General features: G+C 64.5%; 15 protein-coding genes. 3 read left to right on the plus strand and 12 right to left on the minus strand.

Going from position 1 to position 15174, the window contains the following annotated elements; all coding sequences use genetic code 11:
* Positions 1-15: 15 nt before the first annotated feature.
* The 5 genes from N7E70_RS28365 to N7E70_RS28385 form a co-directional block, all read right to left on the minus strand.
* Positions 16-753 (minus strand): 5'/3'-nucleotidase SurE, encoded by a 738-nt coding sequence (locus tag N7E70_RS28365; RefSeq protein ID WP_263008259.1) that lies wholly within the window; start codon positions 751-753, stop codon positions 16-18.
* A gap of 8 nt (positions 754-761) precedes the next feature.
* Entirely contained in the window at positions 762-1922 is a 1161-nt protein-coding gene (locus N7E70_RS28370) for an MBL fold metallo-hydrolase (RefSeq protein WP_442866539.1), read from the minus strand.
* Positions 1919-2998, minus strand: a complete 1080-nt coding sequence (locus tag N7E70_RS28375; RefSeq protein ID WP_263008260.1) for an ABC transporter ATP-binding protein — start codon at positions 2996-2998, stop codon at positions 1919-1921. The genes N7E70_RS28370 and N7E70_RS28375 overlap by 4 nt, the downstream gene beginning before the upstream one ends.
* Complete coding sequence (locus N7E70_RS28380) at positions 2986-4689, minus strand: ABC transporter permease (RefSeq protein ID WP_263008261.1); 1704 nt, start codon at positions 4687-4689, stop codon at positions 2986-2988. The genes N7E70_RS28375 and N7E70_RS28380 overlap by 13 nt, the downstream gene beginning before the upstream one ends.
* Before the next feature lie 123 nt (positions 4690-4812).
* Positions 4813-5799 carry an ABC transporter substrate-binding protein gene (locus N7E70_RS28385; protein WP_067968265.1) on the minus strand — a complete coding sequence of 329 codons (987 nt, stop codon included), beginning with the start codon at positions 5797-5799 and terminating at the stop codon, positions 4813-4815.
* A gap of 271 nt (positions 5800-6070) precedes the next feature.
* Here N7E70_RS28385 and N7E70_RS28390 point away from each other — a divergent pair, with 271 nt between their 5' ends.
* A complete protein-coding gene (locus tag N7E70_RS28390) occupies positions 6071-7036 on the plus strand; it encodes a sugar-binding transcriptional regulator (protein ID WP_263008262.1) in 966 nt (321 codons plus the stop codon).
* A gap of 26 nt (positions 7037-7062) precedes the next feature.
* On the opposite strand, the gene N7E70_RS28395 is transcribed toward N7E70_RS28390, so the two are convergent.
* Together N7E70_RS28395 and N7E70_RS28400 are read right to left on the minus strand one after the other, a co-directional pair.
* Positions 7063-7431 carry a hypothetical protein gene (locus tag N7E70_RS28395; protein WP_067968536.1) on the minus strand — a complete coding sequence of 123 codons (369 nt, stop codon included), beginning with the start codon at positions 7429-7431 and terminating at the stop codon, positions 7063-7065.
* Between the two features lie 116 nt (positions 7432-7547).
* Positions 7548-8561: a sugar-binding transcriptional regulator gene (locus tag N7E70_RS28400; RefSeq protein WP_263008263.1), complete on the minus strand. Its 1014-nt coding sequence runs from the start codon at positions 8559-8561 to the stop codon at positions 7548-7550.
* Between the two features lie 161 nt (positions 8562-8722).
* On the opposite strand from N7E70_RS28400, the gene N7E70_RS28405 reads away from it, so the two are divergent.
* The gene (locus N7E70_RS28405; protein WP_263008264.1) at positions 8723-9496 is read left to right on the plus strand and encodes a hypothetical protein; all 774 of its coding nucleotides are present in this window, start codon (positions 8723-8725) and stop codon (positions 9494-9496) included.
* A gap of 5 nt (positions 9497-9501) precedes the next feature.
* On the opposite strand, the gene ptsP is transcribed toward N7E70_RS28405, so the two are convergent.
* The 5 genes from ptsP to N7E70_RS28430 all read right to left on the minus strand — a co-directional run bounded on the left by ptsP (position 9502) and on the right by N7E70_RS28430 (position 14299).
* Complete coding sequence (gene ptsP / locus N7E70_RS28410) at positions 9502-11484, minus strand: phosphoenolpyruvate--protein phosphotransferase (protein ID WP_263008265.1); 1983 nt, start codon at positions 11482-11484, stop codon at positions 9502-9504.
* A gap of 48 nt (positions 11485-11532) precedes the next feature.
* Positions 11533-11913, minus strand: coding sequence for a PTS glucitol/sorbitol transporter subunit IIA (locus tag N7E70_RS28415; protein ID WP_067968250.1), 381 nt, complete (start codon positions 11911-11913; stop codon positions 11533-11535).
* A 113-nt stretch (positions 11914-12026) separates the two neighbouring features.
* Positions 12027-13037: a PTS glucitol/sorbitol transporter subunit IIB gene (gene srlE, locus N7E70_RS28420; RefSeq protein WP_067968247.1), complete on the minus strand. Its 1011-nt coding sequence runs from the start codon at positions 13035-13037 to the stop codon at positions 12027-12029.
* 16 nt (positions 13038-13053) lie between these two features.
* Positions 13054-13812: a PTS glucitol/sorbitol transporter subunit IIC gene (gene srlA, locus N7E70_RS28425; RefSeq protein WP_154384397.1), complete on the minus strand. Its 759-nt coding sequence runs from the start codon at positions 13810-13812 to the stop codon at positions 13054-13056.
* Between the two features lie 52 nt (positions 13813-13864).
* Positions 13865-14299 (minus strand): transcriptional regulator GutM, encoded by a 435-nt coding sequence (locus N7E70_RS28430; RefSeq protein WP_067968240.1) that lies wholly within the window; start codon positions 14297-14299, stop codon positions 13865-13867.
* 192 nt (positions 14300-14491) lie between these two features.
* On the opposite strand from N7E70_RS28430, the gene N7E70_RS28435 reads away from it, so the two are divergent.
* Positions 14492-15130, plus strand: a complete 639-nt coding sequence (locus N7E70_RS28435) for a hypothetical protein (protein WP_182575039.1) — start codon at positions 14492-14494, stop codon at positions 15128-15130.
* Positions 15131-15174 lie beyond the last annotated feature (44 nt).

A 15174-nucleotide genomic window follows, 5' to 3' on the forward strand; every position in this document is an offset into this window, starting at 1 on the left:
CGCCTCGATGTCGACCTATTGCGCCCTCAGAAACCCCTCGGCAAGGCGCGTCTCGCCGAACCAGTTGATACGGTTGATGGTGATGTAGCCGGCGTCGATGGTGCTGTTCTCATCACCCTCGACTGTTGTTTTTTCACGGCCGCGGGGCACCACGAGCACGGTGCGGTCGCCATCCTGTTCGACGACCTCGGAGCGCCGGGCGATCTTGTCGCGACCGATGCTTGGCTGGCGGATATCGGCCGGCAGCGACGACGGCAGGTTGATGCTGAGCCAATGGCCCTCCAGCACCCAATCAGCCCGCCTGCGCCAGAGGTCGGCGATCAGGCCGCCGAGCCAGGCGTCATTGCCGGCACGGATTTCCGGCGACTTGACCTGCGAGAAGCCGATCGCCGGCACGTCCCAGAAGCTCGCCTCGCGGGCAATGCCAAGCGTACCGGAGTAGGCGAGATCCTCGGCGACGTTGCGGCCGTCATTGATGCCGCCGAGCACGAGGTCGGGCCTGCCGTCGCCGGCAAGCAGCCAGGTCATGGCGGTCACGACGCAGTCTGCCGGGCGACCCGAGCACGAGTACCAGCGCTCGGCGGTACGACGCATGGTGAGCGGCTCGGCCATGGTCAGCGAGGCCCCCGCGGCGGTGTGTTTGCGTTCAGGCGCCACGACCCAGACATCGTCGCTGATGGTCTCTGCCGCTGCCGCCAGGCGGGCAAGGCCCGGCGAAGCGATGCCGTCGTCGTTGCAGATCAGGATTCTCATGGCGGACCTCAGGCAGCTAGAGTGTAGCTGTCGCCGGTGCGCAGGCCTGTGCGCAGCGACGGCATGTGGGGCGCAAGCTCGGCGAGCATGCCCGGCAGGCAAGAATGGCCGAAAGCTGTCGGGCGTCCAGCGCCTTCCCAGATGGCCAGGCTTCCCGACAATGTCGGGTGCGTCGGCATGCGTATCCAGTCGGCGCGACCCGCAGCATGCAGCACATCGCCCGGCGAACCGGCCGGCAGGTGGCCAGAGAGCAGGATGGGATAGCCGGCAGCGTCCGCCAGCGGCAGAAGCATCGCCGACGGCCCGGCCTTGCCCATGCCGTCATCGGCGAGCAACGGGCAGGCCGGCAAGGCATCGCCGTAATGCCAGTCAATGGCATTGGCCAGACGCTGCCGTAACTGGGGGACCATCGTCGGATGAAGAGCCGTCCTCGCCTCGATCTGGACGGCGAGCGATGCCCGCATGCTGGCATGGATGGCAAAGGGGCCATCGAGAATGGCCATCAGCTCGAGCGAGCGGCCGGAAAGCGGCGTCGGCAGCAGGCAGCCGCCGGGCCGGGCCGCGACCCATTCGGCGATGGCTTGCGCACGTGCCGTACCGCTGACCGGATCGGCGCCATAGGACGCATCGAACACAAGAAGGTCGCAACGCGGCATCGAATCCATGACGAACACGCTGCTGTCAGGCACGACGTCGGCGGAATAGACGACCTTGCGGCTGCCGTCATCGACGGCAAACCAGACACCGCCGACGACATGGCCGGAGCGGCCCGTCGCTATCGTCAACCCGCCGATGATCAGGCTGTCGCCGGGCTCAAAAAGTTCTATCTGTTCCTCGGGAAGCGGAAAGCGTTTGAAATCATCCGGCTCGGCATAGGCATCGAGCGTTGCCGAAGCTTCCTCCCGCGTCTCGGCCGTCATCAGGATACGGCCACGATAGCCTTGCGCCAGCAACCAGCTCAGCGCCCCGACATGGTCCTCGTGGGCGTGGGAAATCAGCACTGCATCAATGTCGCCGACATCAGCAGGAAGCACCGGATAGTATTCCGCGCCGGAAGCGCCGACTTTGATGCCGGCGTCGAGCAGGATGCGCCGGTCGCCGCCTGACACGCCAACACTGGTGCGTCCCTTCTCACCGAAACCACCGCAGAGGTCGATGCGCATGCTCATGCCGAGGCACCGCCCGGGATGAGCCAGCCGGAAGCGATGCGGACGCGGGCCCTGGCGCCGGCCTCGAAGGGATTGGGATCGGGTTGTTCGAAGTGCAGCACGACCGAAGGATCGGCATCGGGGGCGAATTCGATGCGTGCCACGCCGCCCTTGTAGACCGCGCGCCTGACCGTGCCGTCGATGCCCGGCTCGTCCGGGGCCGCCGCCGAGATTTCAGGCGCCCGGCAGCAAATTCTGGCTTCGGCGCGTCGCGTCTCGTCAGGACGGCAGCGGACCACGACCTCCTGGCCGAGCACATCGACCTTGACATAGCCGCCTTCGGCCGGGATCAGCACCTTGGCCGGGATAACGATGCCCTCTGATATGAATGACGCGACCATCTCGTTGGCCGGCTCACGATAGAGATCGCGAGGAGCCGCGAGCTGGGCCAGGCGGCCATTGTCCATGACGGCGATGCGGTCGGCCAGCGCCATGGCTTCGGCCTGGTCGTGGGTAATGTAGACGATCGTCGTGCCGGTACGCTTGTGGAAGGCGGCGAACTCGTCCTCCATGGCCGCGCGCAGGTGGACGTCGAGATTGGCCAGCGGCTCGTCGAACAGCACCAGCGACGGTGCCGCCACCAGGCAGCGGGCGAGCGCGACCCTCTGGCGCTGGCCACCCGATAGATTGGCGGGGCGGCGGTCGCCAAAACCCTTGAGGTCGACCAGCGCCATGGCATCCTCGACCCGGCGCTTGCGGGTCTCTGCATCGACCTTGGCGACCTTCAGCGAATAGCCGATGTTTTCGGCAACCGTCATGTGCGGCCACAAAGCGTAATTCTGGAAGACGATGCCGACCCGCCGCTTTTCCGGCGGAACACAGCCTTGCGCGGTCGAGACGATTTCGCGGCCGATGCGGATGTCGCCCGATGTGACGTTCTCGAAACCGGCGACGAGCCGCAGAAGCGTGGTCTTGCCGCAACCCGACGGCCCGAGAACAGCGAGGAACTCGCCGTCCCTGACGTCGATGGAGACATCCTTGACGGCGTCGAAATCACCGAAGGTCTTGGTAACGCCGTTGATGGTCAATCCCGCCATGGGAGCACTCCGCTGGGTAGGTGGGCGGCAAGCAGATTTGCCAGCAGCATAAGGACGAAGGTAATCGCCACGGTGATCGCCGAAATCGCCGACGCGTAGTTGGAATCGCCGCCTTGCTCGAAAGAGAACATCAGCACACCGATAGTCTCGGAACCTGATGACCACAGCAGCGCCGAGACGGTCAGCTCGCTGAGTGCGGTCATGAAGATGAGCAGACCGCCGGCAAGGGCCGCCGGTGCGACGAGCGGGAAGATGATGGTGCGCATGCGGGTGAACAGGCTGGCACCTGCGACCCGCGCCGCCTCCTCGAGCGCACGGTCGATCTGATGGTAGCCGGAGATCGTCGGCCTGAGCGCCAGGACCAGGAAGCGTGCGAGATAGGCGTAAAGGATGATCCAGACGGTGTTGTAGATCTGGATGCCGGTGAACGGAATCGGCTTGAGGAACATCAGCAAGGACGCAATCGCCAACACCACGCCCGGCAGGGCATAGGGCAACTCGACTGCGAGGTTCAGATACTTGACCCACTTCTTGCCGCTCCAGGCAACGAGATAGGCGACCGGGATGGCGACCAGCACGGCGAAGGCGGCTGCGGAGAGAGACAGTGCGAAACTGTTGAGGAAAGCGCGCCTGGCGGCGCCATATTCGAACAGCACGAAGCGATAATTGTCGAGCGTGGCGGTGGCGGCGGTGAGCGGGATGCCATAGCCGGGCACCAGCGACGAAAGCAGCAGGCCGAACAGCGGCAGCACCAGAATCAGCACGATCAGGCACCACATCGCGACCTGCACCGGCACCCGCCACTTGCCAAGCTCGTAGGGTTCGGCAGCAAGCGAAGTTGAGCTGATGCGGTAGTCGCGGCGCCGGCTCATCACTTCCTGGGCGAGGATGCCCGCCATGGCGATGAGGCCGATCAGCACCGACAGGAAGGCGGCGTCGCCGAGCACGGCCGGGCCGCCGCCGGCGAGGCGCTGGTAGATCAGCGTCGGCAGCACCAGATAGTTGGCCGGGATGCCGAGGAAGGCGGGGATGCCGAAATTGCCGACGCAGGAGACGAAGGCCAAAGCCGCAGCCGCAACGACCGACGGCGTCATCAGCGGCAGCACGATGGTGCGCAGCACGGTGAACCAGCCGGCGCCGCTGGCGCGGGCAGCCTCGACCAGCTCGCGCGGCAGCTTGCGCAGACCGGCGCGCACGAGCAGGAAGACCAGCGGGCCATACTGCACGCCGAGCAGCAGGATGATGCCCTCCGGCGAATAGAGCGGATTGCGGCTGCCGAGCGGGGGCGCGATGCCGAGCATCTTGAGCAGCGGGCTGGCCGGGCCGAACAATTGCAGCCAGGCGAGTGCCGTCACCTGCGGGGCGATCATCAGCGGCATGACGTAGCAGAGCACGAAGGCGCTGCGTCCCCGGACGTCGGTGAGGGTGACGAGCAGCGCGACGGAGGTGCCCAGGATCACGGCGAGAGCTGTGCCGAAGAAGCCAACCACGAGCGTGTTGCCGGTGGCGACCCAGGTCGTCGCATTGGTCAGTCCGGCGCTGATCGCTGCGGTGGACAGCGTCCCGCCGGGAGCAAAGATCTCCTGGATCAGGCGCAGCATCGGCAGGATGGACAGCAGCACGATGAGTGCGGCAACCACCACCGTCATGGCCCATTCCTGGCCGCGACCTTGTTTCAGCCTGACAGACATTTTCGGGTTCCGGAAAGCAGGGCGGCACTCGCTAACAGGGGATGCCGCGCGATACTGGCACATCGGCCAGCTCAAATCTGGAGAAAGGACCCGGAAGGCCGATCGGCCTTCCGGGTCGGACGATCAGCCGCCGAACAGGCCGGAGAACTTCGCCTTGTCGGCTTCGATCTTCTCGACGATCGCCTTGACGTCGAAGTTCATGACCTTGACCTCGACGCCTTCGGGCAGCCAGGCGGGCCGGCCGACGGAAGGCTTGGCCGGCAGGTAGCCCTGCTCGAGTGCCAGCTTCTGGCCATCGTCGGACAGGATGAAGTCGACGAACTGCTTGGCGCCCGCGACGTTCTTTGCCGTCGAAAGAATGGCCACCGGCTCAGTGACGGCAGGTACGCCCTCGGACGGGAAAACGAACTCGACCGGCGAGCCCTTGGCCTTGGCATTCATCGCCATGAAGTCGACCAGGATGCCATAGGGCTTCTCGCCGCTGGCCACGGACTTCAGCACGGCACCGTTGCCGCGAACCGAGATCGTGTTGTTGGCCTTCAGCTTGTCGAAATAGTCCCAGCCATAGTCGGCATTGCCGGTAAAACCGGAGAGCAGGTAGGCGGCGGCGCCGGAATAGAGCGGGCTCGGCATAACGAGGCCGTCGGCGTAAGCCGGCTTGGCAAGATCGGCCCAATGCTCGGGCTTCTCGGCAGCTGCGGTGTTGTAGGCAATGCCGGTCGTGATCAGCTTGGAGCCGAAGTAAGTCTTGTCGACGTCATAGGAGTCCGCTGCGAAGCCATCGAGCTTGGCCTCGGCATAGGCCATCAGGCGAGAGTCTTTCTTCAGCAGTTCCATCGAGACCGCATCGGCGATCAGCAGCACGTCCGGCTGCGGGCTGTTTGCGGCAAACTCGGCGGCGAGCTTGGCGAGGATATCGCTGGTGCCCGAACGGTAGACCTGCACGTCGACGTCCGGATGGACCTTCTTGAAGGCCTCGACGGTCTTGGTCGCATCAGCTTCCGGCTGCGACGTATAAAGGGTCAACGTTTCAGCGCTGGCAGCGCCGGCGAAGAGCGCCACGGCCAGGGCGAGCTGGCTTGCGGCCAGCCTGGCGAATGTCGTTTTCATGAAACCTCCTGTTGTGTCCACACATGGCAAGTCGGCTTCAGATCCGCGTGCCACGACCTCCCTACACAGCGCGTTTGACACTTGGGTGACGGAACGCTGACACATTTATGATATGATCATTTGTTGCGTGTCAAATACAAATGATCATGCTGCATTGCGAAATTTGGAGCATGAAAACAGGCTTCGGAACCGGCATCCGGCCCTTGCGCCAGACTGCAGAACAGCCATTCTCCAGAATCGTTGTGCCGCCGAGGGGGAGACCGGACAAGGAATGCGCACGAAGCAGGAAATGTCGGTCGAGCCGGGTGCCGCCATGGTCTCGTCCGACCTCGCGGTGAAGACGGCATGGCTCTATTATGTCGAGGGCCTGACCCAGGAACAGATCGCCGACAAGCTGAAGGTCAGCCGGGTCAAGGTGATGCGCACCCTCGCCGCCTGCACCGCCGACGGCGTGGTGGTAACGACGATCAACGCCCAGACCGCCAGGCAGGTCGAGCTCGAGCGGGCGTTGGAAAAGCGCTGGGGGCTCGACGCCGCGATCGTGGCGCCGACACCTTCGGCCGACGAACATCTGGAACGGGCGATCGGCCATTCGGTGGCGCTTTATCTCGACCAGCAGATGCAGGACGGCATGACGCTGGCGATCGGCGGCGGGGCGACGCTTCACTCCAGCATCGGCTTTCTCAACCGCCGGCAGCTCAAGAACGCGAGCGTTGTCGCCCTGGTCGGCAGCCTGCCGCACTCACAATGGGTCAACCCGTCGGCGGTGGCGGCAAAGGTTGCGGAGACGCTTGGCGTCGACAGCTACCAGATCACCGCGCCGGTCATCACCCACAGCCGCGAGTTGCGAGACCTGTTGTGGGCCCAGCCGGAACTGCTCGACGTGCGCAAACGCGCGGCAAAGGCCGATGTCGCTCTTCTGACCGTCGGAGAGATGTCGGCAAACGCCACCATCTTCCGCCACGGCATCGTGCCGCAATCCTTCGTCGCCCCGCTCAAGGCCAAGGGCGCGGTTGCCAATATGTTATGCTACTTCATCGATGCCGAAGGCAGGATGGTCGACCACGAGGTCAATGACAGGGTCATGGCGATCGATCTCGAGGCCGTCAGCGCCGTGCCGAACCTGGTCCTTGCCGCCGGCGGCAAGCGCAAGATCCCGGCCATTCGCGCCGCCCTTGGAGCCGTCAACGCCAATGTGCTGATTACCGACAGCGACAGCGCCGCAGCGCTGACCTAGCTGTCCTGAGACCTCCGGGCAGCGGTTTAGAGCAGCCCTCTTTCGCGCAGAAAATCCTCGATGCCGACATGGGTCATGGCCTCGAATTCGGCGATGGCCTCGGCCATCTTCCGGCGCTGCGCGGCAAGCAAGGTGAAGACCTGGCGCATTTCACCGGAGACGCCGAACCGGCCCCAGCGCTCGGCAATGTGGCCGGGAAGGCCGATATCGGCACAGAAGGCTTCCAGGCTGCCATAACCGAGTTCCGTGACAAAAGCCCTCGCCGCCTCGGGCGACATACGCTCTTCGACAGCGTGGTCATGCAGCCGCTGTGCGATAAGCCTGACGTCGGAAGGCGACGCCCTCATGACCTTGCTGACCAGGGAGCGGACATTCTCCGGGTTGAAATCAGGCATGGGACCTCCAATTGTGGCAAAGCTATCCGGTTCGTCCGGCGGCTCGTCGAGCAAGCCGCCATTCGCGATCATGCAGGCCACACCAAGGGATGACAAGCACGGCAGGCATTTGTAGCTCAGGGCGCTTCGATCATCCGTCTTGCGCTGTGTTCATCGGTGATCAGCACCGTCGGCTTGACCAGCTTCATGGCGCCGAGCAGCGCGTCGATCTTGTCTGAGCCACCCGAAGTCAGGATGCGCAGCGGCGCACGCAGTATGCGGTCGACATCGACCGACATGCCGAGCTGGTTGATGGGATGGTCGACAAGCTTGCCGGCGCGGTCGAAGAAATGGAACAGAAGATCGCCGACCGCGCCCTTGGCAGCCAGCTTTTCGCGCTCGGCCTCGGTCAGGAAGCCGCCGCGATAAAAGGTCGAGGCCGAAGCGATGTCGCCGACGCTGAACAGCACCGCATCAAGCGAATCGGCCAGCGCAAATACTTCGGACAGGCCGCAGCGCTCGATCAGCGCACGCTTGGTCTCGATGCTGTCGACGACGGCAGGCGCCGGAATGAGATAACCGTCGCCCTGGAAGGCCTGGGCGAAGCGCCAGGCGAATTCGGCCGGGTTGGTACGGCGTGCGACGCCGACGCCGCCGAGCAGCGAGATGACGCGGAAATCATTGAGTGGCTTGCCGCTGATGTAGGGCAAGGTGCCGGTCAGCGTGCGGCCCCAGCCGACGCCGACGGACATGCCCGACTTCATCGCTTCGGATAGATAAGCGCCGGTTGCCGCTCCAATCGTCGGGATCGGATCAGCGCCCTCCCCGGAGAGCGGTGCGACGATTGCCCGCTGGACGCCGAACTTCTGCTCCAGCGCCCGCTCCTGGCGGACGATGTCGGACAGGTCACCTTCGATGGCGATCTTGATCTCGTTGCGCAGGCGCGCCTCGGCCAGCATGCGCACCACGGTGACGCGGCCGACGCCGAGAACCTCGGCGATGTCGTTCTGGGTCATCTGTTCGATGAAGTACATCCAGGCCGCGCGAACCCGCAGCCGGTCAGCCCGGCTGTCGGTGGGGGAACCCTCGACATCCTGAGGTGTCTCGGCGGTACGCGATTTTCCACCCGACCCTTTGACACCTTTGCTCACGCCGCTCCCCCCGTTTCAGTTCACATCACTTTTCAAGGAACCGCGGCAAGGTCAAGCGGCGAGGTGTCGCGATCGATTTGCACCCCGCGCAAAACAGTGCTGCAATGCCCCGAGGCTGCGGCTTCGTGACGGAGCCGCCACGGCAGCAGGGAATGCGCAAGATGCTGAGGAGTCTTTCGGAAGATGTTGTCGTCAACATCAAGGATCGCCTCCGCGACATACGCCATCTCGTCCGCTCCAGCCGCCACGACAATCCCGGCGGACCGCGCCGGCCACAAATGGCCGAGCCGTTTGCCCCGCCACCTGAAATCGAGCGCCTGCTGGGTCGCGCTGCAAGCGTTGTCGATGACACGCTGACCGTCGCCGAGACGGTGTCGCGCACGCTTCTGCCGATGGTGCGCACCGGTGACAGCGCCCGGCTGCATGGCTTCGACACCTATTTCGCCACCGGGCGCTCGGCCACGGTCGAGGGCGAGCGCTTGTTCCGTCGCGACCTTTATGCAGCTTTCAAGGCCATGCCGCGAAAGGCAGTCGGCGATGGATTGCCGCTTCACGAAGCAGGTTTCAGTCAGGCGCATCTGGCCGTCCGCAAGAAGCATGGCGGTTTGCTTACCGCCATGCACATCGCGAGCCCGGAGAGCCGGCTTGAAGCTGTCGCTGCCGTTGCCGCCGCAACGTTTGTCGAACTGCTTGCCTGCCAGCCCCGGTCTGGCGACGAGGCTATGGTCCCTGCTCTCGTGCCGCTTGCGCCCATGGTGCTTGCCGCGGCCATCTTGACGTTGTCGCCATCGGGTATGAGCGACGCCGACCTGCTGGAAGCCACCGGCATGGCGGTCGACGCGCGCCGCGAGCGCATCTTGCGCGCACTCGACGGTGCCAACCCGGCCAACGAGCTTGGCGCCATCTTCCGGGTGCTGCTCGCGCATCTGCCCTGAGCCGGCTAGGCGCCGAGCTCGGCTATCCGTTTCTTGGCACGCTGGATCGAGGCCGGGCTCATCGAGAGCTCGGTCAAGCCCATGCGCAGGAACTCTGGGATCAGGTCCGGCCGCCCGGCGGCCTCGCCGCACATGCCGACCATGATGCCCGCCGCTACCCCTGCCCTTGCCGTCATCTCGATCGCCGACATGACAGCGACATTGGTCACGTCGTTGAGATTGGCGACCGTCGGGTTCAGTCGATCGGCGGCCATGATGTATTGGGTCAGGTCGTTGGTGCCGATAGAGAAGAAGGCGACTTCTTTCGCCAGCGCCGGCGCAATCAGAACCGCAGCCGGCGTCTCGATCATGACGCCAAGCTGAAATTCGCCGAAGGTTACCTTCTCCGCAGCAAGTTCGGCCTTGCAGGTTTCGATCAGCGCACGCGTCGCGCGCACTTCCGACACGTCGGCGACCATCGGCAGCATCACCTTGACGTTGCCATGGACGGCTGCGCGCAACAGCGCTCGCAGCTGCGGCTTGAAGATGTCGGGCCGGTCGAGGCACATGCGAATGCCGCGCCAGCCGAGGAACGGGTTCTCCTCCTGAGGGAACTCGATACCCGAAATCGGTTTGTCGCCGCCGATGTCGAGCGTGCGCACGATAACGGGATAAGGCGCGAAGGCCTTGGCAAGAGCCGCATAGGTCTCGGCCTGCATGTCTTCCGAAGGCAGGTGCATGTGACGCATGAACAGCAGTTCGGTACGGAACAGACCGACGCCCATCGCACCCGCTTCGCGGGCGGCGTCGATCTCTTCGAGTGAGCCTATATTGGCGGCCACTTCGATGATCGTGCCGTCGGCACGGCGCGGGGTGGTATCGCGGAATGCCTTCAGCGCTTCACGCTCGCGTGCGGCCTCGTCGATGCGGGTGCGGAAGCGGTCGAGCACCGGGCCCTCGGGATCGGCCACGACATGACCGCGATGGCCATCGAGCGCGATCTCGCGTGCCTTGGCGAGGTCATGCACCTGCGCGCCCATGCCGAGAACCGCCGGAATGCCATGGGCGCGGGCGATGATGGCGATGTGGGATGTAGCTCCGCCATGGCCGCAGACGATGCCGCCGATGCGCTTCAGCGGTGCGCGTGCCAGGTCCCAGGCGCCGATGTCCTCGGCGATCAGGATCGCCCTCTCGGGAATTTCGTCGAGGCTGATGTCGGCCTGGCCGAGGAGCGCCAGGCAGATCTGGCGACCGACCGCCTGAACGTCATCGGCGCGGGCGTTGAGGTAAGGATCGTCGACCTGGCCGAACTGGGCCGCAATCTTGGCGGCGGCGCCGATGACCGAGGTGACCGCGTCGCTGCCGGTGTTGATGGTGGCAACCACTTCGTCGCGCAGCTCGTCGTCAGCGGCTATGTCGCGCAGCGCGGCGATGATGCCACGATCATTTGCCGACAGCGTGTCCGATGCCAACGAGGCGTTCATGCGCGCCTGCACGGCCTCGACAGCCTCAGCGAAGCGAACGAGTTCGGCGTTGATGTCGCCAACCGAAAGCGTGCGGCGCTCCGGCTTGATCTCGGGCGGGAAGTGGGCGAAGGCGGTGCCGACGGCATAGCCCTCGCTGGCAGCCACGCCCTTCAGGGCGCCTGATATCTCTTCCTCGAATGCCGCGGGCTTGGTCGATTCGATCTTGAGCGTCACGTCCGCGGCGGCGGCGGCATCAGGCTCGCCCGGCGCCTGTTCCTCGGCCAGACCGGCGAGCGGGTTCTCGAGATAGCCGACCAGCGCTTCCACTGCCTCGATCTCGTCAGCACCTTTGGTGCGGATCGTGACTTCGTCGTTTTCCTTGACGGCGAGCAGCATCAGCTTGACCGCGCTCTTGGCGCTGGCCGACTTGCCGTCCTTGATAATCTCGACCTCGCTTTCGAAGCTCTTGGCGAGCTTGACGAAACGGGTGGCGGGCCGGGCATGCAACCCTTCATGCACTCTGACGATCGTCGAGCGTTCCATAGGCAGGTCTCTTGTTCCAGGTCAGTATAGCGGCGTAACGCGCGGCAATCAGCGGCCGATGGTAATGGCTGCGCCGGCCTTGAGAGCTCCGACGAGCACTTCGCCCTCGACCACCGAGGCGCAGATTTCGCCCGGCCGCTCGGCGGCATCGGCGCCGTTGAAATTGATGACCACGTGGCCGATCTCGCGCACCTTGTTCCAGGCACTGTCGCCCATGGCGGTGATGGTGCCCTCGAGTTCGCCGATGGCAATGGCGGCGCCGACGACTGGGGCCGCGTCGCTCGGCCCGACTTCAGCCTTGTGCAGCACCGACACCTCGGCCAGTTCAGGCGGAGCACCGTCGGCGAACAGGATCAGCACGCCGCCTTCGGCCAGCTCTGCCACTTCCGGTCCGATTGCCGTTATGAGCGTCTTGAGATGAACCGACATGATCGAAGCCTTTTTCTGGGCCCGGGCTGGAATGCTGTCCGGGCGTACCTGTTTTGCCGGCTTGGCCGGCCGATGAAATGCCCGGCGACGACAAGCGCCGCCGGGCAAGGATCTTAGAATACGACCAGGCTGACCGCCCAGGCGATGAGCACCGAGACCGGGCCCATGATCTGGCGGCTGATCAGAACGGCGGGAACGCCGATCTCGATGGTCTTGGGCTTGGCCTCGCCGAGCGCCAGGCCGACCGGCACGAAGTCGCAACCGACCTGGGTGTTGTAGGCAAACAGCGCCGGAAGCGCCATTGCCGGCGAGATCGTGCCGTTGGCGATCTGCGGGCCGATGATCGCCACGCCGATGACCTGGGCGATGACCGCGCCTGGCCCGAGGATGGGCGACAGGAACGGCAGGCCGCAGATGGCCGAGATGACCAGCAGGCCAACGATGTTGTTGGCCAGCGGCCCCATCGGCTGGGCGAGCACGTCGCCAATGCCGGTATAGAGGATCAGGCCGATCAGCATCGTCACGAACGCCATGAACGGCAGCACGTTGCGGACGACCTGGTCGATGGTGCGGCGGCCGGCATTGAAGAAGATACCGACGACACGCCCCATGACGCGGCCGATGCTGGCGACGAGGTTGATGAACCCGCCGTCGTTGGACGCTGCGGGGGCGGTGGTGTTTGTCGCCGTCGCGAACGAGGCGTTGTTCGCGTTGGAGGCAGAGCCTGCCGATGTCACGGCTTCCGAACCGTCGGCCATGGTGATGTCGCTTTCCTTGACGCCCGACACGTAGATGTCTTCGGTGATGAACTGGGCGAGCGGGCCCGCCTGTCCTACCGGGGTGAGGTTGACGGTGGGGATGCGTTTGCGCGGATACACCCCGCAACGCGCGGTGCCGCCACAATCGACGACCACCACCGCCATCTCGCCTTCGACCGGCGGCGACTTGAAGCCATCCACGGCTTCAGCACCGGTCATCTCGGCGATGCGGGCAGCGACAGGGTGGATGCCGCCGCCGGTGACGGAGACGACCTTGTTGCGCTGGTCCGTCGGCTGGACGACCAGGGGACCGCCCCAGCCGCTCTTGCCGCGGGAAATCTTGACTGCCTTGTAAGACTTGGCCATGTGCCCCTCCCCGCCCTTACAGCTCGACGCCCTGGCGGCGTGCCATGATGGCGGTGATGCGCTCGGTCAGCATGCCCTTGAGCAGGATGACGACGAGGCCGACGATGGCGTACCAGATGGCCACCTGGATGTGATAGCCGCCGGGAACAACGCCCTTCTTCTCAAGCTCGAGCAGAGCCACGAGGATGCCGCCCCAGACGAAGTATTCGCCCGGATTGATGTGCGGGAACAGGCCGAGGGGTGGATGCACGTAGGACACGGCCGCGTCATAGAAGGCGGGCTTGTGCTTTTCTTCCAGGAAAGAGCCGAAGGTGTAGGCCATCGGGTTGGTCAGGAAGAACACCGAGATCAGCGGCAAAACGGTGTAGCGGGTCAACGCGATGCGCCCGGCGCCACGGGCGATGCCGTGAACCCTCTCCTCGCCGACGAGCTCGGTCAGCGCGTAGAAGGCAGTCATCAGCACGACGAGCGTCGGGATGATGCCGGTGACGAAACCGGCGAAGACCTCACCGCCCTTCTGGAAGATGCCGATAAAGTATTTGCCGATGCTGGTGAGCCAGCCGAGCTGTTCCTCCTGAGCAACGGTGTTGAGCTTTTCCTTGAACTGCTCGACGGTCAGGTCGCCGCTCGCCTGGGCGAGCACGACGAGATCGTTCGTCGCTCCCTTGACGGCGAGCTTGCCGTGAATTGCAGCATCCGTGGCCATTGAACCCGCGACATGCAGGTTCTGGACGGCCATGTCGGCGTGCTGCGCCAACATAGATAGGACTGACATTTCTCCTCCTTGATATCCTCACCCTAGGGACCGCGCCCGGAAGGTGCCGCCCCTACATACCCACTGGCTTGAGGCCGGCGAGGCCGGGCCCCTTTGGCTCGAGCCGTGCGCGGTCGACTTGTTCGACAGCCTTCTTCACGGCTTCCGCCACACCGGCTTCCCCCTCTCCCAGTACAGCGGGATTGGACCGGAGTTGATCGAGGGAAATTCCCTCCAGATTTTCATGACGCTTGAATTTGGCGAAGACGGAGCGCCCGGTCATGGTCAGCAGCCGCTGGACCTTGAGGTCCGGCGTGACCACGATCAGCGCGATCGTTCCCTTGCCCAGGCGGCCGCGGCAATTGCCGGCGCCGACATAGCCATCCTGGTACTTCGCCGTGATGCCCTTGAAGACATCGGCGTAGTGCCGCATCTGGATCCACACGCCGAGCGACTGCAGCGCCCAGACGACGCCCAGAAGCAGCAGTCCCCACTGCCAGATTGCCATAAGGCTCTTCCTCCCGAAGTCCTCCGGAGCGGCGACATGCTGAGCCGCTCACATATCAATCAAAGAACATTTGTCTTTATGAATGTCAATATGTATAACTTTGGACACCCCGCACGATGGTTCCGATCCACAGCGGCATTTGGCATTTTGCCTGCCGATGGTATCTTCGGACAGGGCAGGAGCACTGCGACGATGGACCTGATCTTCAAGAACGAACTTGCGCTGGTGCCCGACCTCCGTCACAGGCTCAGGCAATTGCGCTGGTTCCGCACGACCTTCCGCAACAGCGCGCGTGCCATCACCGCCCGCTATGGCATCCGCTTCGACATCGACGAGAAGAAACTGACGCGCATCTTCCTCGACTGGGTCGAGATCGTAAACGCCCAAAAATCATATGCACAGCTCGACCGCGCCGACTTCATCGTCTACGCCGCCGGCCTCGCCCTCAAGGAGCTGATCAGGCAGGCGCCGGTGCGGATCGACGATGCGCGGCCTCCCGACGCGTCGACACCGGCGCAGGCCATTCCCGACATCGTAAGGTTCTGGCCGGAGGGCTTCGTCTACACCAACTTCTGCGTCTGCTCGATTGCCGTGCTGTTCGAGCAGGAGTTTGGCGAAGCCCCTGCCCTCGACGCATGCGCCGACGACCTCAGGACCTGGTGGTCCTACAAGGAGAATACGGCCGAAATGCCGAGCTATGCCGTTGCCTATCTCGACCGCTTCCTCGGCGCCGAGCCCAACTGGCTCGCGCCCGACCTGCCGGAAGAGCGCAGCGCCATGCAGCGTGCGCTGCAGGCGTCGCCACGACCCGAGGCGATCGGCCGGGATTAGATCTTCCACCATCGCGGCTGCAACGCGGCGCGACCGCAGCAGCC

The sequence above is a fragment of the Aminobacter sp. NyZ550 genome (assembly GCF_025628925.2).
Classification (GTDB): domain Bacteria; phylum Pseudomonadota; class Alphaproteobacteria; order Rhizobiales; family Rhizobiaceae; genus Aminobacter; species Aminobacter ciceronei.